The sequence below is a fragment of the Vulcanisaeta sp. JCM 16159 genome (assembly GCF_001316265.1).
Classification (GTDB): Archaea; Thermoproteota; Thermoprotei; order Thermoproteales; family Thermocladiaceae; genus Vulcanisaeta.
The window spans coordinates 100,336-119,370 of record NZ_BBDN01000002.1; the positions used below are offsets into that span (position 1 = coordinate 100,336).

Here is a 19,035-nt window from a genome sequence, read left to right on the forward strand (position 1 = left end):
TATAAGGGTTGAAATTATAGAATAGAATGTGGACCTCGATGAATTAGCATTATCGGTGATGGGACCATTAATCCTGAGGTTAAGGAATACAAGGGTTTATGAGAGATTGCAGAGAAGCCTTAATGCATCGTTGTCATTTACAAGCTCAGAGAGATACATGGCTAGGTCCTGTTCATAACAACGATAATGCTCGTAATAGCGGCTCCACTTGGTGTAATTCTCGTAATGATGAACCTAAACAACGCATTAATACTACTTAAAATGAGACTATTATTCTCAACACCTTACGGTATTAGGGATCTCACCTTAATAATTATGGGTATTGTCCTCATTATTATTCCACTAATCGTCTACGAACTAATGATTGGGCTGCCGAGGATAACGGCGAGCGACCTCGCCTTTAAGGTGGATACTGAGTTGCCATTTTTCGTGGCCTATGTATCGGCAATAACGAATTCAGGGCTTTCCGTGTTCAGGGCAGTGGAGAGAATTGCCGAGGCCAAGATCCTGGAGGTCATGGGTAGGGTGGCCAGGTGGACCTATATTAGGTTTAAGATCTTCGGCGAGGATCCACTTACGGCGTTGTCCAACGTATCCTCAATGATAGAGAGTAGGTCGCTTAGGGAGTTCATCAGTGGTTACGTAACACTGTAAGGACTGGAGGTGACATAGTCCATTACATAAACACCAGGCTTCATGACATTGTCAGTAATGCCATTGAGCGCATGAATAGGGCCGCCGAATTCCTCGGAATGCTCATGGAGAGCTACATAGGCTCAGCGGCAATACTCCTCATAGGCCTAGATGTGCTATACCTGGCGCAAGCGTGACGCCCTTCGGTAATAGGTATGCGGCCTTCATGCAGGCAATAAACTCTAATTACATGTTCGGTTTATTTGTCGTGCCTGCAATATCCATAGCATTCATATACCTCGGTGAGGTATCGGCCTTTAGGTCGCCGTATACCGATTATAGCCGTATAAGTGGGCCGGTGCGTCTATGGCTGTCGTCGCTGTACTTGGTTTTCTTGAATATTCAATGCTGTTTCACCAGGACTTAAGCAATAGGATTTATATCCGTGGGTCGCCAATACCCCTTGACTTCACAATAGTGTTTGGGCTGACGTTGGCCTTAGCCTTTCTGCCTACCGCAATATACTCAATTAAGGTGGTTAATGAGAGGTGGGAAATTGATAAGGAATACGCGGAGTTTCTCAGGGACGTTACTGAACTAAGAAAGAGTGGTTTTACGCCTGAAAAGACCTTTGAGACATTGAGGTATACCAGGAGGTATGGCGCCTTTGATAAGTACCTGGATACCATGGTTAGGCAGATTAGGTATGGTGTGCCAATGAGAGACGTGCTTTCCTCAGTAATGGGCAAACTACATAGTTACTACTCGAAGGTATTTACATTCCTACTTACAGAGACTATAGACCTTGGTGGTGCATCGCCGCAAGTCCTTGATATGCTTGCTAACTTCGCATCATCGATAGTCAGCGTTCAGGAGAACATGAGGGCTAGGTTGAGGCCTCTTAGGTACGTGCCGTACATCGGCGCTGTCATATTAATAGTTACATTGGTTGTCTTGATTTTCTCGGTGGTTGCAATAGTGACCAGGGTCGGCCCTGGTGGTGTTACCGCAGGTCCTGCATCTGGTTACTTAGTTAATTTATTGGCTACCTCATTCTCCTTCACAATAACCATTGACTCATTCATAATGGGGCTAATAGCTGGGAAGCTCGGTGAGGGTGAGTTATCCCTAGGGTTTAGGCATGCCGTGGTGCTGACGATAATGGTGGTTCTCGTCTATGCAATGTCGCCATTCCTAGCAAATGCATTATTTGGATCAATGTCTGGCTTATCAACAAGCGTGCCCTATTAGGTCTAACTTGGTGGTGCTGCTTCCATTAAATAATCTATGTACTTAAAAATTGAGTCGAGGCTGGTGATTCATAAAATGATAGTTTAAGGCTTTCTATTTCCAATGCCTGTCTTGATATTGAGAATAGTTCATCGTATGGGATCACATGAGGCTCAATGCCGACTATGTCCCTCAGGAGCTTTGTCCATGGGTAACCACTTACCACATCGACTGGGTACTTGATATTGAGCATGTTTAGTATGGGCTTCAGCAATTTATTACTCGCCTTAAGTTCATGTATGAGATTAACTACGTTACCAACAGCCTTCAAACTGCTGTGGTCGGGTATGGCGATTAAAATAACGTTATTACTAACCTCAAGTAATGTGACTAATGCGTCATAGGATAATCCAAGGGCTGGTGTATCAATTATTACATACAACGGTATAATCGCCTCCACGGCATTCAATAGAGCCTTGAGGAGGTATCTATCTATCTTAACCTGACTTGGGTATTGGCTTATGGATGCTGTGAAAACGAGCTTAAAGATATCGTTATCAATTTGCCAGGTCTTTACGTAAAACGTTGAAAGAGGGTCCGGTATCTTGCCCATGAAATAGTCGGCCAATGTATATGGCATTTGCTCCTCAACATTACCAAGCATCAGCATGGTCGCGGTACCACTATCTAACCCTAAGTCAATAAGTACAATAGGGTATTGAGCCTTATCCCTTAATTCATAGGCCAGTATTACGGCCATATTCACGGCTATCGTGGTCTTGCCCGTGCCGCCCTTCGTGCCGCTTGTTATTAATATTGTCTTCACAGAATCACCAATGTATAATCACTTATTAAATTAGTAAATAAGAGTTACTAGGGTTATGGTTAGATGACATATGTAAAGGCTTTGCTCAAATCATCTCTTTGGTCTTCTAAAGGGTCTTCTCTTAATATCATCCGGGCTCGGTTTGTTATGTTCCATTTCAAGCCTAACAAGTAGACTTTCAATGTCCCTATTTATCATCAATATGCCCAATGTATCGAGTAGGAAACCTATTATGAAAAATGATGATGAGAGCAATATATTGCTAGCGATTGAGGATAAGATAAAACCAATGATCATAAATGCTAATCCAATTATTGCCACCATTAGGCTCGTCCTCATATTAATTTGCTAGTAATCACCTGGGTATTTAATACTTAGTGAAATTATGAATATCATAGGTACCTATCTAATCGCCCGCTAAGTAATCTCTTAACTGTCGACCAGCTCCTCCTAACAATAGGCGGTAAATCGCCATGGCCCTCAATCCAGCCCTTAAGGAATGCTATTGTTCTTGGGTCACTTGGATAACCACTGCCAAAGTCTCCATACTCCCTATGTAGTTCCTCAATTATTGAGTCTCTGATGACCTTAGCCACTATACTCGCGGCCGACACCACAGGTATTAACTTATCAGCATTGTTCATAGCCACAACCTCAACATTACCCTTTATTCCCTTCCTAACCATATCCTTAAACCTCTCTGGCTTCGGATCTGGAGAATCAATATATATTGTTCTAGGCATTACCGCACTCAATGCATTATTTATCAATCTAGTAGCCACCTCAACCTCAAGTATATTTAAGGAGTGCATATAAACGTAATCATCAATTACCCAGGGCTCAATGACCTCATAATCTACGTAATCCAGCATTGATTTAAGAATTGAAAATAAACGAGACCTACTGGTTGGGCTGAGCTCCTTTGAGTCCCTAACACCGATTGTTCTCAGCTTATCCATATCACTGGTAATGGCTATTGCCATTACCATAGGTCCAATGATGGGGCCACGGCCAGCCTCATCAATTCCTCCCACGAGAACCTGCATTAAGGGCTTCCTTAATCAGTTTCTTAAATTCCTCACACTTAATGGGCCTATTTCCATAAATCGCCATTTCGTAGTAATTTATCACCTTGTCAATGATATCATTATTAACCTTTAACTTGTTCATTAGGTAGTTACGAATGTCCCTATGGTTAATGACAGGTCTTTTAATCCGGTTTTCTTCACGAGTTTCGTAAATAACTCATCTATGCATTCCTTATCATTATGCACTCTGTATTTAAGTAATGGCATTATCATAGACATTGCTATTAGGGATATCGTTGCGATTACCGAGGAATTAATAATTATGTAAATAATAATGCCATTATTACTTACTTCAACGTTTGTGCCGTGTATTGCACTAAATTGGATATTACTTGTCTGCCCTTTATAAATTGCTGATGAGTTATTACTACCTGTCATCGCCGTGTTAGTTGCTGTTTTTCCTACTATCTTGCCTATGTGGTATGTTCGTTGCCCAACTACTTCATAATCTGAGGGATAGGTAGTGATGTTGTAGCTTGATTGCGTGTTAATTTCGTTATTAGAGCTTAAACTTACTGATGCGTTTATTGCGGTTATTTCCGCAATACTTATTGTTCCATTGGCGTAAATAATGCCATTAATCAGGAGATAATTATTACCTATTAATCCGATGCCTGTGAAAGCATAGTATTGCTGGTTAGGCAATTCCTGTGGTGATATTACTATTACTATCCCATTGCTTGTGTATGTTCCATTAATTATCGATACGCTTATTACCGGCCAATTAATTATATTGTAAAAACCTGTGTATGTGCTTCCAAGCGCATTAATTGGTGGAATAAGTGTTATGATAAGTGTTAGTAGTATTGTCATATAAACCAATGTTTTATTAATTGGCATTACTAATGATTAGATAGAATGAACCTGTTAATAATGCTTTTGCTACTTGGGCCATTGCAGGGAAATTCATCATCCATACCCATCAATGCTTCGCTTACGTATGTTGGAAGCGCATTCTCAATTAATGTGTATCAACTATTTTTTTGCAAATGCCACGGGTTACATAATGGTTCCTCAGGATACGTATGAAGGTGAATTCGCCGGCTTGCTTAGGGTGGATAACCTAACGTATGTTGGGATGTACCATGGTTTAATATTCCGTTCATTTTTCATAGGCTACTTCACACCTATGGTCACCTATAGACCTGTATCATTACCTACGGTATTAACGCCAGGTAATTATTCAGGTTTTGAGGCTATTGCGCAGTCTAAGGTGCCTATTTACTTAAGGTACTTAGTCTTTAATGAGTATAGCAATGGGACTCTAATGAATACATTATCATTAATAACTATTAGTGCCACAAGTCCTCCATTAACAATATGGTTTAGCAATGGCTATGATTGTATTGAATATCTCATAAACGTAACATTCAACGAGCCAATGAAGGTTGTTCCAATACCCATAATTGTTAATACACAATCACCAATATCCTATTTTATTAGCAATGTGACAATAATCGGTGTATATCCAACGACGGAATTAATGCTTCTTGAGCCGGGAGATATTGTTGTTGCTGAAACGCCAATTATTAAGGCTAACTACACAATGTACGTCTGTGGTAATTTAATTAACAATAACTCTAATTTCTTAGACGTAGTTGAATATTTAGGGCCTACGGGTGTGTCAATATCTGGCCTAGACATTACAAAGGCGTTTGGCATTAAGAAAACAAGCAATCTAATTGCGATTGTTAATAAGGTATTTTATACATTAATGAACAACAAGTATGAACTCACTACTTATTCCGTAGGTCCTGAAAACCTACTTAGCACTGGAAAGGGGTCCATTATTGACTTCACAGCACTTGCAATGACCGTATTGAGATATTACGGCATACCGACCAGGATAGCCCTTGGTTTCTATGGTACTAATGAGGGTAATGATGTATATGTTTTTAGTTCCGAAACGAATATTTTATGGGTTGAGTCATTTGTTGGCGGCTGGGTAATGTTTATTCCAGCACCTATTCATAGCAAGCCATTAATAGGTATCAGTCCTGCAGGTATTGGGTCCTCGGTTATGATTGGGTTGCTACTTGTCTTACCTTGGATAATCGGTTATTTAATATACATATTAATAAGTCATGTTAAGGCGCGATGAGTTTAAAATATATATGCATTTTCATATCTTAGGTAAACAATAATGAATTCAATAAATCCAAGGCAAATTATGGATAAACTACTGAAGGAGGTTTCTAAGTCCGTGATTGGTTATGAGCATGAAGTTAAGCTTCTCTTTGCATGCCTAATCGCTAGTGGCCATGCATTAATTGAGGGATATCCAGGACTTGCCAAGACGACGCTGGTCAAGGCATTTGCAAAGGCACTTGGTCTCTCCTTCAGTCGTATTCAATTCACGCCTGACCTACTGCCCAGTGACATAACGGGTTCACTCATTTTCAATCCTAAGATTGGGGATTTCGAGGTTAGGTTTGGCCCCATCTTCGCGAATATAGTTCTTGCCGATGAGGTTAATAGGGCTCCTCCTAAGGTTCAGTCTGCCTTGCTTGAGGCTATGCAGGAGGGTCAGGTAACAATTGGTGGTAAGTCGTATGAATTACCGAAGCCATTCATGATAATAGCTACTCAGAATCCGATTGAGCTTGAGGGAACATACCCACTACCAGAGGCACAACTAGACAGATTCATGATAAGAATAAGACTAGGATACCCAAGTGAGGATATAGAATTGAAGATTGCGGAGAATATAGACCTTGGTAATGTTAATTCAATTAATACCGTGGTGAGTAAGGAGGAGGTTGATCTGCTTCGATCCCTAATGCACTCAGTATACGTTGACCAATCAATAACTAGGTACATAGTGAATTTGATAAGGCTACGAGGAATGCCCGCGATGTTAAGCTAGGTGCGAGTCCAAGGGCTGCGCAGGTACTTAGTAAATTGGTTAGGGCCTGGGCTTTGTTGGATGGTAGGGATTACGTAATACCTGATGATGTAAAGATTCTGGCGCCGTATGTCCTGAATCACAGGATCATAACCCTCAGCACTGACAGTACAGTATTAATTAGGCAGTTGCTTCAGCAAGTACCGACACCACTCATGGAGAGGGTGCTTCATAGGTCATGATACGCGTAATACCAAGCAATAAATTATTGATTACGTACATCGTACTCTCCGGCATTACCTACATTGGGTTATTGACCAATAACCTATTCGGTACATACTTCGGTATAATGCTTTTCCTGGTGTTTACGTCTTACGTACTATCATGGTACCTACTGGCAATCCTAATGGCGTTATACTCACAATTAATCTTTAGCCAAGGTAGTGTAGAACTTACAGTAGGTTCATCGGCGACAATTGGCGTAAGGGTTTCCTCCAGGTTACCAATACGGTGGGATGCGGAACTTACGTTGGCCCATTCGCCTCATATTCTATCTGATACCTTGAGAATTAAGGTTAATGATGGCGATTACCTCATCAAACTAGTGGGTAGGTGGATTGGCAGTACGAGAATTGTTGGCGGTATTATGGAATTCAAGGAACCACTGGGGCTCTTGGTAATTCAAAGGTTATTATTACGTAATGTTGATGTCATTATAAAGCCAAGACAGGTAACTAGGTCCATTGGCAGAACGGGGATTGGTGGCTACATAGAGTATGGCTTATCCCTAGAGGGTAGGTTAGGTGACCTTAGGTCTTTATTGATTTATGATTATGAGAGGCCTGCATCATCAATACACTGGATAACCAGCGCGAGGGTTAATGAGTTAATGATGATTAATAGGAGTGATTATGGTTCATGCCCAATATTCATAATTAGCGCATCATCGAGGATGCTAATACCCAGGAACGGCAAGAGACCCATAGATGATGCCTTGCAGATGATAAGTGATTCAGTACAATACTGTGGCGAGGTTAAGGTCGTACTAATACGCAGGGACTATATTGAGGAAAAGGTCGTGAGTAGGGGCGCTATTCCATATTTAGAACGCGAGGTGAGGATAGGCGTTATCAGGAATTACCATGGGAGTAACGTATCAGTGGATATACCGACTTACTTTCGCAAGTACGTAAGTGAGGATGATTTAAGGGACATAGCCTACGTAAGCAATCCCATTAATGATGAACCACTTACTGAGGAATTAAATAAGGTTCTTAATAATATTGGTGATAGAAGTAAAGTTATCTTATTAAATTTCGATATAATCAATCAATAGTTTTAATAGCGATTATTATGATCAAGTTAAGTAATTACGTCTTATACATGTTGGTTAGTATTGTATGGCTAATACTTGAGTTGATACTAACGCAATATACTGACATGGCGCTTCTTGGTATTATTATAAACATGGTCTCCATGATAATCATATCATATAAACCCACATATAGTAATTACATTTTCATAATCAATGCATCATTATTAATAGTCATGGGCTTTCTAATACCATCTACATTCTTAATAAATTACACGATTATACTGATAATAAGTATAGTATTATATCTACTACTAATTGGAGCCCTTGAGCCCTATTCCCTATTGTTATCCCTGTTTATAATATATTTATCATACATTATGGAGAAGGTTCTCGTCAACTCGCCAGTATTCAATGTAATTAACCCAATTATTAAGGAGGCTGGTATTAATCCAGGTTTATTTACGTTAATATTTGCCTGGTATTTCTCGTTATTCACTATCTCATTAATCATAGTATTACTAATAATATTTTTGATTAAGAAAGTACTAACATGAGTAATACTTATTAATATAATGATTTTATTTAGTTATATGCCAGATCCCTTCCTTACAGAGGAACACCAGCTCATTAGAAACAGTGTCAAGGAGTTTGCCGAGAGATACATAGTCCCCCTAGCCAGAAAAATGGACCTTGAAGACTACTATCCAAGGGACTAATAAGGGAACTTGCTAAGCAGGGCTTCCTAACACCATCTGCACCGCCAGAATACGGTGGACCAGGCATTGACCTTAGGGGTAGTGTTGTGGTTGTTGAGGAGTTGAGTCGATACAGCCCAACCCTAGGCTTCATAACAGAGATAGTAAATGATAACATAGTATACGCGTTGCTCAAGTATGGTAGTAACAAACAGAGGGAGGAGGTACTGCCGAAGATCGCCAGCGGTGAGTGGGTAGCATCGTATGCACTCACCGAGCCTTGTTGTGGTAGTGATGCCGCGGCTATCGAGACTAGGGCTGAGAGGAGGAGTGGTGAGTGGGTAATAAACGGTAGAAAGATTTGGATAACGCAGGGAGCCTATGCAGACGTTTACCTGCTCTTCGCCAGAACTGGTCCTAAGGAGGCTAGGCATAAGGCGGTAACGGCATTCCTCGTGAGAAGAAGTGATTGCGTTGAGGTTAGTAAATTGGAGATGATGGGTATGAGGGGTGCTGGTGAGGCTGAGGTTAAGTTCAATGACTGTGTGGTTGGTGATGATGATGTTGTTGGTAAGGTTAATGAGGGATTCAAAATAGCCATGGTCACGCTGGACCTAGCCAGGATAGGCATTTCTGCGGTAGCCCTTGGGCTTTCACAGGGAGTCCTTGATGAAGCCTTGAGTGGGCCAAGACAAGGACCGCCTTTGGTAAGCCATTGATTGATTGGGAGTGGATTCAATTCCAGTTAGCCGACATAAAGACAAAGCTTGAGATTGGCAGGACGGTGACTTACAAGGCTGCCTGGCTTTATGATAATAAGGACCCATCATTCGTACTCTACGCCTCAATAGCCAAGCTATACACGGCACAAATGGCCGTTGAAATAGCGAGGGATGGCGTTCAAATACTTGGCGGCTTCGGATACTCAAAGGAGAGCTTCTCCGAGAGGCTTATAGGGATGCCAAGGTCCTTGAGATTGCCGAGGGTACGAATGAGGTTCAGAAAATAGTAATTCATAGAATATTAACAAGGGGGCTACCGGAGGTAGAATTATGATACCGATAAGGCACCCATCATTGACGAAGGATCACGAGAAGTTTGTTGAGTTAGTTGATGAGTTGAGTAGGAGGTTTATAGAGCCCATTGCTGACAAAGTAGATAGGGAGAATTACTACCCACGCGAGGTAATTAGGGAGTTGGGCAAGAATGGCGTATTGGCCCCAATATTGCGAGGGAGTATGGTGGTTATGGAATGGATGTTCTGGGCACAGCATTGTCTATTGAGGTTATATCGAGGTATAGCGGATCAATGGGAATATTAACCGAGGTACAGGGATTCCTGGTAACGGACGCGTTCTATACGTATGGCAATAAGCAAATGAAGGAGGAATTAGCTCCTAAGCTGGCTAGGGGCGAATTAATAGGTTCATTCGCGCTCAGTGAGCCTTGTTGTGGTAGTGATGCCGCGGCTATCGAGACTAGGGCTGAGAGGAGGAGTGGTGAGTGGGTAATCAATGGGAAAAAGATGTGGATTACCCAGGGGCTTTATGCCGATGTTTACATAGTATTCACGAGGACAGGACCCAAGGAGGCCAGGCATAGGGCAATAACGGCATTCCTAGTAAGGAGAAATAAGTGCATTGAGGCAAGCCCAATACACGTCATGGGCATAAGAGGCACAGGCACCTCTGAGCTAACATTCAATGACTGTGTGGTTGGTGATGATGATGTTGTTGGTAAGGTTAATGAGGGATTCAAAATAGCCATGGAGGCGTTGAACTTGGGCAGAATTGCCGTGGCCTCCGTGACCCTAGGCCTCGCAGAAGCCGCCCTTATAGAGGCCCTTGAGTGGATTAGGAATAGGAGGGCGTTTGATCAGCCGCTAAGTGAATTTGAGTGGATTCAGTTTCAATTGGCTGATATGATGGCTTATATAGAGACCATTAGGTCCACCGTATACGATGCAGCACTGCGCCTTGACCGTAAGTATGAGGACTATTACGCACATGCATCAATGGCTAAGTTAACGGCCGTACTATTGGGTATGGATGTGATTAGGAGGGCCGTACAATTAACCGGGGCCTATGGCGTTTGGAGCAATAGTAAGTTGAACAGGATTTACAGGGATGCTAAGCTTATGGAGATTGGCGAGGGTACGAATGAGGTCCAGAGGATGGTTATTTACAAGTGGTTAAGTAAATACCTGGGCTAATCAACAGCCTGCGTGTTCCATGGCCATCCTCAAAATACTCACTAAATCCTCAATCCTCAACCTACCAGTATTAGTATTCCTTGGGCTTGGGTGATAACTCATGAATATCCTAACTCCATTAAAATCAATGTAACCACCATGCCTAAACTCAGCCCTAATACCAAGGACCAGTTTAATGCCGAGAAACGCTATGTGCCCAAGGGCAATTATCGCCCTCGGCATGACACGAATAAGTTCATACCTAAACCAATTGTTCACGCAGGTGCGAATCTCCTCATTATTTGGCCTGTTGTCTGGAGGTGCGCACTTAACGACTGACGTTATGTACACGCACCTAACCGTAACACCATCATCCCTGGAAATACTATAGGCTTATTGGACAAGCCAGCCTCGTATAAGGCCCTAAACAGGAATTGAGCACTGCTATCCCCCGTGAACATACGCCCAGTCCTGTTACCACCATGCGCTGCCGGCGCTAACCCAACGATCATTATCCTAGCATTACCCAAGTCACCCCATGGCAGTACCGGTCTCCTCCAGTAATTATCGTTCATAAACCTCGGCAGCGGCTTAACACTCTCCCTATAACTCACTAGTCTTGGACATGCCCTGCACTGTATCAATTTACTTACGAAATCGTTATACCAACTCACAGCGCCAATGCTTAAGCCTTAAAATTAAGCCATTACATTAAGTGTGGAGGGATGGATCAATTCACTAAGGACATAATCAGGGGAGTATTATCGTACATTTATGGACCTAGTATACTAAAGAAATTAGATGGTGAATTTAGGATTGAGGTTAGCAGGACGGGTGGTTTAAGGAGAATTTACCTAGGCGATAAGCTTATTTTCACGATTAGGGCTAGCGATGGTCATCCATTACCGACATTAGAGGGTGCACGGTTGATTGATAAGGTGGTTATTGTGAGTAGGGAGCCGCGTCCTTCGTGAAGCAGGGTAGGAGTGTCATGGCTAGGTTCGTCATTGACGTTAGGAATGCCGTTCCCGGCGATGAGGTGGCCATTTACTCAGAGGATGGTGAGTTCCTCGGTGTTGGTAGGTTGTTGCTCTCTAAGGATGAGGTGTTAAGTGTTGGCAGGGGTGTTGCGGTTAAGTTGCGTCATCACGTAGGGACTTCTGAGGGTTAAGTAACCAATAATGCTTATATTTACTAAATTCTTTATGGGTACGGTGGTTATTATCTGGCGAATGAGTTCACAGTAACTCCCTGGGAGGTGAAGGGTAAGGTAGACTACATGAGGCTTGCCCGTGAGTTCGGTGTTCAATTAATAACTGAAAACGAGATCGACACGCTGCATGAATTAACGGGTGAGGTTCACTACCTAATAAGGAGGGGATTCTTCTATGCACATAGGACCTACAGTCAATACTGAGTCGGCAGAGGAGTGGCTTAAGGTGGGCGTTGTATAACGGCAGGGGGCCCAGCGCTGATCTGCACATTGGCCACCTGGTTCCCTGGATGCTCAGTAAGTGGTTTGTGGATAAGTTCAATGTTGATTACTTCTTTGAGTTAACGGATGACGAGAAGTTCCTGGTTAAGGAGGGGTATACCCTGGAGCAAACGAATAAGTATGCCTACGAAAATGCCCTGGACCTAATAGCCCTAGGCTTCACGCCAGATAAGCTGCACATAATAATTGATAGTGAGGACATTAAGTACCTATACAGGATAGCCGTTAGGGTTGGTAAGAAATTAACCTTATCAACCGTGAAGCACACCTTCGGGTTTACGGACTCAACCAACGTAGGCGCGGCCTTCTTCCCAACTCTTGAGATATCAGTAGCCTTCCTACCGACCGAGCTATATGGTGAGCAGGTGCCTGTACTGATACCAACGGCCATCGACCAAGACCCGTACTTCAGGCTCGCCAGGGATATAGCCGATGAGTTGGGATACCCCAAGCCATCCACGATATATAGCAAGTTCATACCTGGATTAACTGGTGAGGATAAGATGAGCGCCTCAAACCCTGACTCGGCAATTTACGTAACCGATAGCGAGAAGGACGTTAGGAGAAAGATAATGAATGCACTAACCGGCGGACAACCGACGGCAGAGCTTCAGCGTAAGTATGGTGGTGACCCAGACAACTGCGTTGTCTATAAGTACCACCTATTGTTCCAGGACAGCGATGAGAAGGTTAAGAGGATCTATGAGGACTGCAAGGCTGGGAAGTTACTATGTGGTGAGTGCAAGGCAATGCTCTTCGAGAGGATTAGGGAGTTCATGAAGGAGCATAATGAGAGGAGGGAGAGGGCTAAGGACGTGATTGAGCAATACAGGATCTCCATGAAGTTTAGATAATGCTTAATTAACACCTATCGCATTAATATAAAGTCATGACTAATTATCCAGTTATTGACCTACATGAGGACATTGCCTATTATCTAATGAACTCAGGGAGGCTTGAGGAGGAATTTCAGGACTTCGACGTCGATGCGCCCGGCAGACAATCGGACATACCTAAGCTCATTAGAGGGAATGTTAAGGTGGTCTTCAGTGCCGTGTTCCCAATACATGATACGTATAACCCAATGATTGGTGAGAGGATATCCTCAGGCTACGGAACACGTTCAATAAAGTCCTACACACCAGCGGTGTCTAAGTTAATAGGCCTTGAAATGATAAAGATCTACCTAATACTGGCAAAGAGATTCGGTAATAGGCTTAGGATCATTGAGAATTATTCCGACATTGAGCAGGTGATGAATAGCGACCTAATAGGGTTGCTGATATCTGTTGAGGGCGCTGACGTGCTTGACGACATCTACGACTTATTACTACTTCACAGGCTTGGCGTTAGGGCCTTGAGCATTACCTGGAACTTCGACAATAGGTACGGCGCGTCATGCTTCACGAGGAAGGACTACGGATTAACGGCAGACGGCGAGGAATTAGTCAAATTGGCCAACGAGCTCGGCGTAATAATTGACCTAGCTCACGCGAGTAGGAATACCATGATCGATGTACTAAATACTTCTAAGAAGCCCGTCATGATTAGCCACGCGAATGTCCAGGGTGTTCATAAGCACCTGAGGAATGTTGATGATGAAGTGTTAGAACTCCTCGTTAGGAATCATGGCGTGATTGGTGTAACGATGATACCATCAACGATAGGGCCAAGGCCAAACATGGATTCGCTGGTTAGGCATGTATTGTATATACGCGAGAGGTTTGGGCCTGACATAATAGCCATTGGGACGGACCTCCTGGGAATCGAGAAAACCCCCGAGGACTTAACTAACATTGGCGAGATCGCGAAATTCCTAAATAAATTGGCTGAGTATGGAATGAGCGATAGTGACATTAGGAAGATAGCCTTTGAAAATGCCCTTAGGGTCCTTAGGAATAATCTCTCGTGAATTTTAAATCGCCTTTAATAACTAAGTACTTTAATCATGGCTTGGGCCCGTGGTCTCTTGACCGCTTGTCTGTGATGTTACGAATTGAATGTACTGAAGTCTATTCTTCTCATACTCATCAACCGGTATTGGCTTAAGCTTCGAGAGTATTTGCGGTAATGTCGTGTACTCCATCTCCTCAGGCGGTAGTCTATGCGGCATTACAGGCCCCATCCTCCTTATGTAATCCGTTATTTGAGCAGCCAACTGCCTACTATAGTCAAAGGCTGGGTCATCGAATAAGTCCACGGGGCCCTCCAGATAACCATCATGTAACTGGAAGCCAAGGGCTATGACCTTTGGCGGTCCATCGAACCTAGTCATCTTTGGACCAAGGGCTATCTTCCTCTCCTGGTCAATACTCATCATCTTTGCGGGCATTAATGGACCAACATGGCTACCCCTCATCCAACCCTCAACCAGGTGTGGGTAAGCGAAGGCCTCGAGTACCTCACCAACCGCTGGTAATCCATGTTGAGCCCTGACTATGGCCACTGGGTCGTCCTTACCAACATAGCGGCCGGCGATTAAGTTCAGTCTCTCAACGCTCGTCACTGAGGCCTGCACCAAGTCAGACTTCCTATATATTCTCCTTATTATGTACCTGCCCGGCGTGCCTATTAGGCCGAGTATGTCGTAACTATTCTCAGGAGCGTCAAGCAGGTAGACCTTACCCTCATATACATCCAGTATCTCAAACCTAAACCCCTGGTGCATTGCTGGGTCTATGACTAGGCCGGCCGTGTTAAACGGGTCGGCGAATATCCTATAGAATGGTAAGTTGAAGGCTCCGGGCTCTGTCTTATCCGCGGCAAACACCACAAGCGGTTCACTGGGTCTCTCCTCAAACTCCATCTCAGCAACCTGTGGGCCTAATCCCTAATGTTCCCGCTGAAGGTATCCTTAAGAAGGTCCTGACCGGCGCCATAAAGCTTAACCTTCTTTGCAATGTTCTCCGTGGCCTCCTTGAATATTGACCAAGCAAGGCCATGGATATCCGGGTTATTCTCACCCTTAGTGTGTGTCATAAGTAGTGACATGTCATCACCGACATTATAAACAAAGTAATCAATAAGCAAGCCGCTCCTCTGCTCCTCCCTCAGTCTTTCAGCGGCAAATTCAAGTATCTTGGGATGTACCCACGCATGTCCTGGTAAGCCACCTATGTCGGCCTTTATTATTGAGACCGTAACCTTCATTGGTAAGTATTGCTTCATCAATGTATTAATACTTTACCCTTATAACGTTTATATTTCTAATAATTACTTAAATAAAATAAAAGCAGGTATAAGAAATACTGACTTATTGACAAAAATAAATCACTAATCTAAGAACCACTCTTCTTTAGGTATTTAAAGACAACCCCTGCTATTGCACGGGCCAATGGCGGTGTACGGCCTCGCCAATTTGATTAAATTGAGAGTCTTTTGGCCCAAAGAACACGTGATCGTCGGGAAAGCCCATAAGTCTAGCCTGTTCCCTAACTGTCAATACCCTATCCTCGAATGGATGCACAAAACGCACACTACCCATAACCGTTGGCGCAGGCTTCCATGGATTAAGCCTCACGAAGTTCCTAAACGACCCTGTGGCACCCCTGAACCTGTAAAGGGCATCATCCCAACTAAGCCTTGCTATGCCTTTAATCTTCCTATCACTAACGGTCACATACTCATGATTAGGTATCCTAGGGTCACCGGGTTCGGGTAAATCACCAATGGCATCCCACACGGTCAATACCCTACCCAACCTCTCAGGCCTTATGGTATATTACTAATGAAGACCCTACGCCTAACACTCGGCGTTCCATAATCCTCAGCATGAAGCACATTGAAGTAAATCTCCTCATAGCCAACCCTGGCGAACTCATTGATTAAGGCATCCCTTAATGGGCCATCCATTATGTGAACCACATTCTCAAGAACAAAGACCCTAGGCCTCAACTCACCAACGAGCCTAATAAACTCGAGGGTCAACCTACCCAGTTCATCAACATAAAGCCTATTGAGTGGGTCCTCAGCCCTCCTTGGATTAGTCTCAGTAAATGCCTCACAGGGACTGCCGCCAATCACTACGTCAGGCCTACCACCAATGTACTTAATAATATCCTCACCCCTAACATTCCTAACATCATTAACAAGCATCACAGCCTCTGGGAAGTTAAAACTATACGTTCGTGCAGCATTAACATCGATCTCAGCACCAAGTGCTACGTCAAAGCCTGCATCTCTAAATCCCCTACTAAATCCTCCAGCACCCGCGAATAGGTCAACTACGGTATACCTCATCACTGAATTGCAGCTATAGCACTACATTATAATAATTATTTTAACCCTAATCCTCCTCTTGCTCACTCTCAGTCTCGTAAAGATTATCAAGGAGTTGCTTAACGTAGTCCTCCTTAAGCTCCTTCTCCTCCTCGCCAGGCTCCTTCTCCTCATAACTCTCGACAATGACGGCGCCCCTCTTCTCAACGCTCTTCTTATCAACGTAGGACTTGGCATCACTACTCTTCAGCTCCTCCTCATAACCACACCTCTGGCACCTAAGGTAAACCTTCCCCTCCCTCTTCACGGGAACCATCAAACCCCCACATCTGGGACAAAATCTCATTGCGAATTAACGTAGACAAAGAACTTACTTAAAAACCTTATGACCACCTTAACCAGGGATTACACAACAATGCAAATAAGGCGTAATTAATGAAGCCCAAAAAGTAAAATAAAAGGGTTGATTTAGGTCTAGGTCGTGAGTGAGAACTGGGTAACAGTAAATGGTCGGTCAGTGAGGTACTTAGTGCATGGTGAGGGTAAACCCATGGTCATGGTCCACGGATTCAGCTTCAGCGCCGATGATTGGATTAATTGCTGCGGCAATAACTTTGAAGGCCTTAAAATATATGCAATTGATATGCCGTATGGCCCTAAATCGAGGAGCGACCACTTCATGCCGAGGGATGATGACGACTATGCAAACCACCTGTACGCAATAGTTAAGGCCTTAAACATTGAGAACCCCATACTTATCGGGGCCAGTTTAGGTGGTGAGACGGTCCTTAGGTACTTGGCACTTAATTACCCGGCAACCGCAGGTATTGTGGTTGGGCCTGTCAGGGTGCCAAGCATTAACCTGTCCAGGATTAAGGTACCTGTAATGGGCATTTGGGGTAGTAATGATAGGGTCTCGGGTAGGGAGAACATGGAGGCCATGAGGAGGGCTGGCTTTAGGGTTGAGGTCATCAATGACGCCGGTCACCCAGCCTATTTGGATAGGCCCAGGGAGTTCGTGAGGCTTGTACTCGATTTCCTAAGGTCCATCAACGCCGTTTAATATTATATTCATGTATTACCTACGTAATAATACTTATTATAAGGCATAGCGTAATTTATTTCCGTAACCATTAAAGATAACGTGGATAGGGTTGACCTGGCTTACGTAGTTGGTGTTGTACTTGGTAAGGAGGACGTTGATGGCATTAGGGTTGCGTATACTACTTACACGAGCACCCTGGGCAAGTGGGTTAGGGACCCAGAGGGTGTTGTTCAGTACCTGGTGAATATTGGTAAGGCCAGGGTAGTCAGGAGTGGCCAGGGTAGGAGCGTGATATTGACAGATAGGGAAATGATGAGTAGGGTGAATAACCTATTAACGCCCAGGGAGGATGTCGACCCACTAACGCTGGTCATTGAAGGCATTAGGAAGTTGGCAAATCCACTGTCTGGCTATGCGGATATTGGTGATGTTATTAAGTACATAGAGGGTAGGTTAAACGCGACGACTAATGAGGCCGAGGAACTATTGATCAAGGCCATAAGGTTTCATAGGGGCAGGTTCGTGTTCGCGCATGGTGGTTCCCGCAGGTTGAAAATTGGTTCCTCATACTATGGCTTGATAAAGGTGGTGGGCGATGCAGAGACTCCTGGTACCAGTAGGAGCTCCGGTGTGAGGCTTCTTGGGCCTTCGTGGAGGGCTGCCAGGGATAAAATACTGAGTATGGTTCATGAGGATTACCAATTAATCACGATAATAGGCAGGGCAGGCGCTGGGAAGACGACGCTACTGCTTAGTCTCGAGGGCGTGGTTGACGGAGTCTTCATGTACGCAGACATGACCGAGACTAGGGACAGGGACCTATCGGCCATTGTATACACGGTATTTACAGACAACGTACGCAAGATACAGGAAATTCAGGAAAGGCTGAGAAGGATAGGTGTTAAGGGTTTGCTCAGGGCATTCGCCAAGGCAGGCATTGACGAAGTCCTTGAAAGCGCCAAATTAAGGCCCATGGAAACCCTGAAGCTACTAAATGATGCAGTGGGGTTGCTGGGCATGTCGCCACTGGTGATTGGGATTGACGAGGGCCTACTCAGCCAGGATGATTCAAGGGCCATGGACTTCATAAATGCAATACACGCGCTTAGGAATAACATGCAGCATTGCCATTAACCAGGATAGTAATAACGCTACTCCCTGACGTAGTTAACCTAATATCGAAGGTCGACACACCGCTATTCGACATACTGAGGTTAGGAGCAATAACGCTGCCCGACTACGTAACAAGGGAGGACCTAAAGGAGGTTATCCAGGAATATGGATTGAGCGAGACCGAGATGGGAAAGATCGAGGCGTTAGGCCCATTAACCATGAGACAACTCATATGCCTAATGAACACGAAGATGGACATAATAAAGTGCGGAATAGACACGGCAGGAGAAATATCAATAGAATGATATTTCCAGGTATTATAAAACGTGATTGATAACTCT

General features: G+C 43.9%; 22 protein-coding genes and 6 pseudogenes. 18 read left to right on the forward strand and 10 right to left on the reverse strand.

Going from position 1 to position 19,035, the window contains the following annotated elements; genetic code table 11:
• Nucleotides 1-28: 28 nt before the first annotated feature.
• The 3 genes from JCM16159_RS13590 (at nucleotide 29) to JCM16159_RS13600 (ending at nucleotide 1,884) form a co-directional block, all read left to right on the forward strand.
• Nucleotides 29-178 carry a hypothetical protein gene (locus JCM16159_RS13590; RefSeq protein WP_243665583.1) on the forward strand — a complete coding sequence of 50 codons (150 nt, stop codon included), beginning with the start codon at nucleotides 29-31 and terminating at the stop codon, nucleotides 176-178.
• 8 nt (nucleotides 179-186) lie between these two features.
• The gene (locus JCM16159_RS13595; protein ID WP_243665584.1) at nucleotides 187-654 is read left to right on the forward strand and encodes a hypothetical protein; all 468 of its coding nucleotides are present in this window, start codon (nucleotides 187-189) and stop codon (nucleotides 652-654) included.
• Nucleotides 655-999: 345 nt separating this feature from the next.
• Complete coding sequence (locus tag JCM16159_RS13600) at nucleotides 1,000-1,884, forward strand: type II secretion system F family protein (protein ID WP_243665585.1); 885 nt, start codon at nucleotides 1,000-1,002, stop codon at nucleotides 1,882-1,884.
• A 34-nt stretch (nucleotides 1,885-1,918) separates the two neighbouring features.
• Here JCM16159_RS13600 and JCM16159_RS02030 read toward each other — a convergent pair whose 3' ends face one another.
• From JCM16159_RS02030 to JCM16159_RS02045, 5 genes are all read right to left on the reverse strand, one after another.
• Nucleotides 1,919-2,689 (reverse strand): AAA family ATPase, encoded by a 771-nt coding sequence (locus JCM16159_RS02030; RefSeq protein WP_054856800.1) that lies wholly within the window; start codon nucleotides 2,687-2,689, stop codon nucleotides 1,919-1,921.
• A 90-nt stretch (nucleotides 2,690-2,779) separates the two neighbouring features.
• Nucleotides 2,780-3,028 carry a hypothetical protein gene (locus JCM16159_RS02035; protein WP_054856801.1) on the reverse strand — a complete coding sequence of 83 codons (249 nt, stop codon included), beginning with the start codon at nucleotides 3,026-3,028 and terminating at the stop codon, nucleotides 2,780-2,782.
• 53 nt (nucleotides 3,029-3,081) lie between these two features.
• Entirely contained in the window at nucleotides 3,082-3,735 is a 654-nt protein-coding gene (rnhB, locus tag JCM16159_RS02040; protein ID WP_054856802.1) for a ribonuclease HII, read from the reverse strand.
• Entirely contained in the window at nucleotides 3,710-3,859 is a 150-nt protein-coding gene (locus JCM16159_RS13605) for a hypothetical protein (protein ID WP_243665586.1), read from the reverse strand. The genes rnhB and JCM16159_RS13605 overlap by 26 nt, the downstream gene beginning before the upstream one ends.
• Nucleotides 3,859-4,617, reverse strand: coding sequence for a hypothetical protein (locus tag JCM16159_RS02045; RefSeq protein ID WP_054856803.1), 759 nt, complete (start codon nucleotides 4,615-4,617; stop codon nucleotides 3,859-3,861). Before JCM16159_RS02045 ends, JCM16159_RS13605 begins: the two co-directional genes overlap by 1 nt.
• Before the next feature lie 166 nt (nucleotides 4,618-4,783).
• Between JCM16159_RS02045 and JCM16159_RS02050 the strand changes: the two genes are divergently transcribed.
• The 8 genes and pseudogenes from JCM16159_RS02050 (at nucleotide 4,784) to JCM16159_RS18265 (ending at nucleotide 10,844) form a co-directional block, all read left to right on the forward strand.
• Nucleotides 4,784-5,878, forward strand: coding sequence for a transglutaminase domain-containing protein (locus JCM16159_RS02050; RefSeq protein ID WP_054856804.1), 1,095 nt, complete (start codon nucleotides 4,784-4,786; stop codon nucleotides 5,876-5,878).
• 69 nt (nucleotides 5,879-5,947) lie between these two features.
• Nucleotides 5,948-6,643, forward strand: coding sequence for a MoxR family ATPase (locus JCM16159_RS02055; RefSeq protein WP_243665587.1), 696 nt, complete (start codon nucleotides 5,948-5,950; stop codon nucleotides 6,641-6,643).
• A gap of 29 nt (nucleotides 6,644-6,672) precedes the next feature.
• Nucleotides 6,673-6,864 (forward strand): annotated as a pseudogene (locus JCM16159_RS13610) (magnesium chelatase); the annotation flags it as partial.
• Complete coding sequence (locus tag JCM16159_RS02060) at nucleotides 6,861-7,958, forward strand: hypothetical protein (protein WP_054856805.1); 1,098 nt, start codon at nucleotides 6,861-6,863, stop codon at nucleotides 7,956-7,958. The pseudogene JCM16159_RS13610 and the gene JCM16159_RS02060, both read left to right, overlap by 4 nt.
• Before the next feature lie 17 nt (nucleotides 7,959-7,975).
• A complete protein-coding gene (locus tag JCM16159_RS02065; RefSeq protein ID WP_054856806.1) occupies nucleotides 7,976-8,491 on the forward strand; it encodes a hypothetical protein in 516 nt (171 codons plus the stop codon).
• Between the two features lie 36 nt (nucleotides 8,492-8,527).
• Nucleotides 8,528-9,688: pseudogene (locus tag JCM16159_RS02070) on the forward strand (acyl-CoA dehydrogenase family protein).
• A pseudogene (locus JCM16159_RS18260) lies at nucleotides 9,685-10,283 on the forward strand (acyl-CoA dehydrogenase family protein); the annotation flags it as partial. The pseudogenes JCM16159_RS02070 and JCM16159_RS18260, both read left to right, overlap by 4 nt.
• Nucleotides 10,284-10,295: 12 nt before the next feature.
• Entirely contained in the window at nucleotides 10,296-10,844 is a 549-nt protein-coding gene (locus tag JCM16159_RS18265) for an acyl-CoA dehydrogenase family protein (protein WP_367834230.1), read from the forward strand.
• On the opposite strand, the gene JCM16159_RS18270 is transcribed toward JCM16159_RS18265, so the two are convergent.
• Both JCM16159_RS18270 and JCM16159_RS18275 read right to left on the reverse strand, forming a co-directional pair.
• Nucleotides 10,845-11,174 (reverse strand): uracil-DNA glycosylase family protein, encoded by a 330-nt coding sequence (locus JCM16159_RS18270; protein WP_367834210.1) that lies wholly within the window; start codon nucleotides 11,172-11,174, stop codon nucleotides 10,845-10,847.
• Nucleotides 11,165-11,497: a uracil-DNA glycosylase family protein gene (locus tag JCM16159_RS18275; RefSeq protein WP_367834211.1), complete on the reverse strand. Its 333-nt coding sequence runs from the start codon at nucleotides 11,495-11,497 to the stop codon at nucleotides 11,165-11,167. Before JCM16159_RS18275 ends, JCM16159_RS18270 begins: the two co-directional genes overlap by 10 nt.
• A 51-nt stretch (nucleotides 11,498-11,548) precedes the next feature.
• Here JCM16159_RS18275 and JCM16159_RS13615 point away from each other — a divergent pair, with 51 nt between their 5' ends.
• From JCM16159_RS13615 to JCM16159_RS02095, 4 genes and pseudogenes are all read left to right on the forward strand, one after another.
• Complete coding sequence (locus tag JCM16159_RS13615; protein ID WP_243665588.1) at nucleotides 11,549-11,797, forward strand: hypothetical protein; 249 nt, start codon at nucleotides 11,549-11,551, stop codon at nucleotides 11,795-11,797.
• Entirely contained in the window at nucleotides 11,794-11,994 is a 201-nt protein-coding gene (locus JCM16159_RS13620) for a PUA domain-containing protein (RefSeq protein WP_243665589.1), read from the forward strand. The genes JCM16159_RS13615 and JCM16159_RS13620 overlap by 4 nt, the downstream gene beginning before the upstream one ends.
• 54 nt (nucleotides 11,995-12,048) lie before the next feature.
• Nucleotides 12,049-13,172 (forward strand): annotated as a pseudogene (locus tag JCM16159_RS02090) (tryptophan--tRNA ligase).
• 35 nt (nucleotides 13,173-13,207) lie between these two features.
• Complete coding sequence (locus tag JCM16159_RS02095) at nucleotides 13,208-14,230, forward strand: dipeptidase (RefSeq protein ID WP_054856807.1); 1,023 nt, start codon at nucleotides 13,208-13,210, stop codon at nucleotides 14,228-14,230.
• A 30-nt stretch (nucleotides 14,231-14,260) separates the two neighbouring features.
• On the opposite strand, the pseudogene fbp reads toward JCM16159_RS02095, so the two are convergent.
• The 3 genes and pseudogenes from fbp to JCM16159_RS02110 form a co-directional block, all read right to left on the reverse strand.
• Nucleotides 14,261-15,468, reverse strand: a pseudogene (gene fbp, locus JCM16159_RS02100) (fructose-1,6-bisphosphate aldolase/phosphatase).
• A gap of 128 nt (nucleotides 15,469-15,596) precedes the next feature.
• Nucleotides 15,597-16,557 (reverse strand): annotated as a pseudogene (locus tag JCM16159_RS02105) (DNA cytosine methyltransferase).
• A gap of 46 nt (nucleotides 16,558-16,603) precedes the next feature.
• A complete protein-coding gene (locus JCM16159_RS02110; RefSeq protein WP_367834212.1) occupies nucleotides 16,604-16,882 on the reverse strand; it encodes a DNA-directed RNA polymerase subunit M in 279 nt (92 codons plus the stop codon).
• A 135-nt stretch (nucleotides 16,883-17,017) separates the two neighbouring features.
• Here JCM16159_RS02110 and JCM16159_RS02115 point away from each other — a divergent pair, with 135 nt between their 5' ends.
• The 3 genes from JCM16159_RS02115 to JCM16159_RS13630 all read left to right on the forward strand — a co-directional run bounded on the left by JCM16159_RS02115 (nucleotide 17,018) and on the right by JCM16159_RS13630 (nucleotide 18,999).
• On the forward strand, nucleotides 17,018-17,599 hold the full coding sequence (locus tag JCM16159_RS02115; RefSeq protein ID WP_054856808.1) for an alpha/beta fold hydrolase: 582 nt from the start codon (nucleotides 17,018-17,020) through the stop codon (nucleotides 17,597-17,599).
• An 81-nt stretch (nucleotides 17,600-17,680) separates the two neighbouring features.
• Nucleotides 17,681-18,715, forward strand: coding sequence for a hypothetical protein (locus JCM16159_RS13625; RefSeq protein ID WP_243665590.1), 1,035 nt, complete (start codon nucleotides 17,681-17,683; stop codon nucleotides 18,713-18,715).
• Nucleotides 18,706-18,999, forward strand: coding sequence for a hypothetical protein (locus JCM16159_RS13630; RefSeq protein ID WP_243665591.1), 294 nt, complete (start codon nucleotides 18,706-18,708; stop codon nucleotides 18,997-18,999). Before JCM16159_RS13625 ends, JCM16159_RS13630 begins: the two co-directional genes overlap by 10 nt.
• Nucleotides 19,000-19,035 lie beyond the last annotated feature (36 nt).

Excerpts from the sequence above, each read along its gene's own strand:
- JCM16159_RS13595 (WP_243665584.1), top strand. The coding sequence starts at position 187 with ATGCTCGTAATAGCGGCTCCACTTGGTGTAATTCTCGTAATGATGAAC.
- JCM16159_RS13600 (WP_243665585.1), top strand. The coding sequence starts at position 1,000 with ATGGCTGTCGTCGCTGTACTTGGTTTTCTTGAATATTCAATGCTGTTT.
- JCM16159_RS02035 (WP_054856801.1), bottom strand. The coding sequence starts at position 3,028 with ATGAGGACGAGCCTAATGGTGGCAATAATTGGATTAGCATTTATGATC.
- rnhB (WP_054856802.1), bottom strand. The coding sequence starts at position 3,735 with ATGCAGGTTCTCGTGGGAGGAATTGATGAGGCTGGCCGTGGCCCCATC.
- JCM16159_RS13605 (WP_243665586.1), bottom strand. The coding sequence starts at position 3,859 with ATGAACAAGTTAAAGGTTAATAATGATATCATTGACAAGGTGATAAAT.
- JCM16159_RS02045 (WP_054856803.1), bottom strand. The coding sequence starts at position 4,617 with ATGCCAATTAATAAAACATTGGTTTATATGACAATACTACTAACACTT.
- JCM16159_RS02050 (WP_054856804.1), top strand. The coding sequence starts at position 4,784 with ATGGTTCCTCAGGATACGTATGAAGGTGAATTCGCCGGCTTGCTTAGG.
- JCM16159_RS02055 (WP_243665587.1), top strand. The coding sequence starts at position 5,948 with ATGGATAAACTACTGAAGGAGGTTTCTAAGTCCGTGATTGGTTATGAG.
- JCM16159_RS02060 (WP_054856805.1), top strand. The coding sequence starts at position 6,861 with ATGATACGCGTAATACCAAGCAATAAATTATTGATTACGTACATCGTA.
- JCM16159_RS02065 (WP_054856806.1), top strand. The coding sequence starts at position 7,976 with ATGATCAAGTTAAGTAATTACGTCTTATACATGTTGGTTAGTATTGTA.
- JCM16159_RS18265 (WP_367834230.1), top strand. The coding sequence starts at position 10,296 with ATGGGCATAAGAGGCACAGGCACCTCTGAGCTAACATTCAATGACTGT.
- JCM16159_RS13615 (WP_243665588.1), top strand. The coding sequence starts at position 11,549 with ATGGATCAATTCACTAAGGACATAATCAGGGGAGTATTATCGTACATT.
- JCM16159_RS02095 (WP_054856807.1), top strand. The coding sequence starts at position 13,208 with ATGACTAATTATCCAGTTATTGACCTACATGAGGACATTGCCTATTAT.
- JCM16159_RS02110 (WP_367834212.1), bottom strand. The coding sequence starts at position 16,882 with ATGAGATTTTGTCCCAGATGTGGGGGTTTGATGGTTCCCGTGAAGAGG.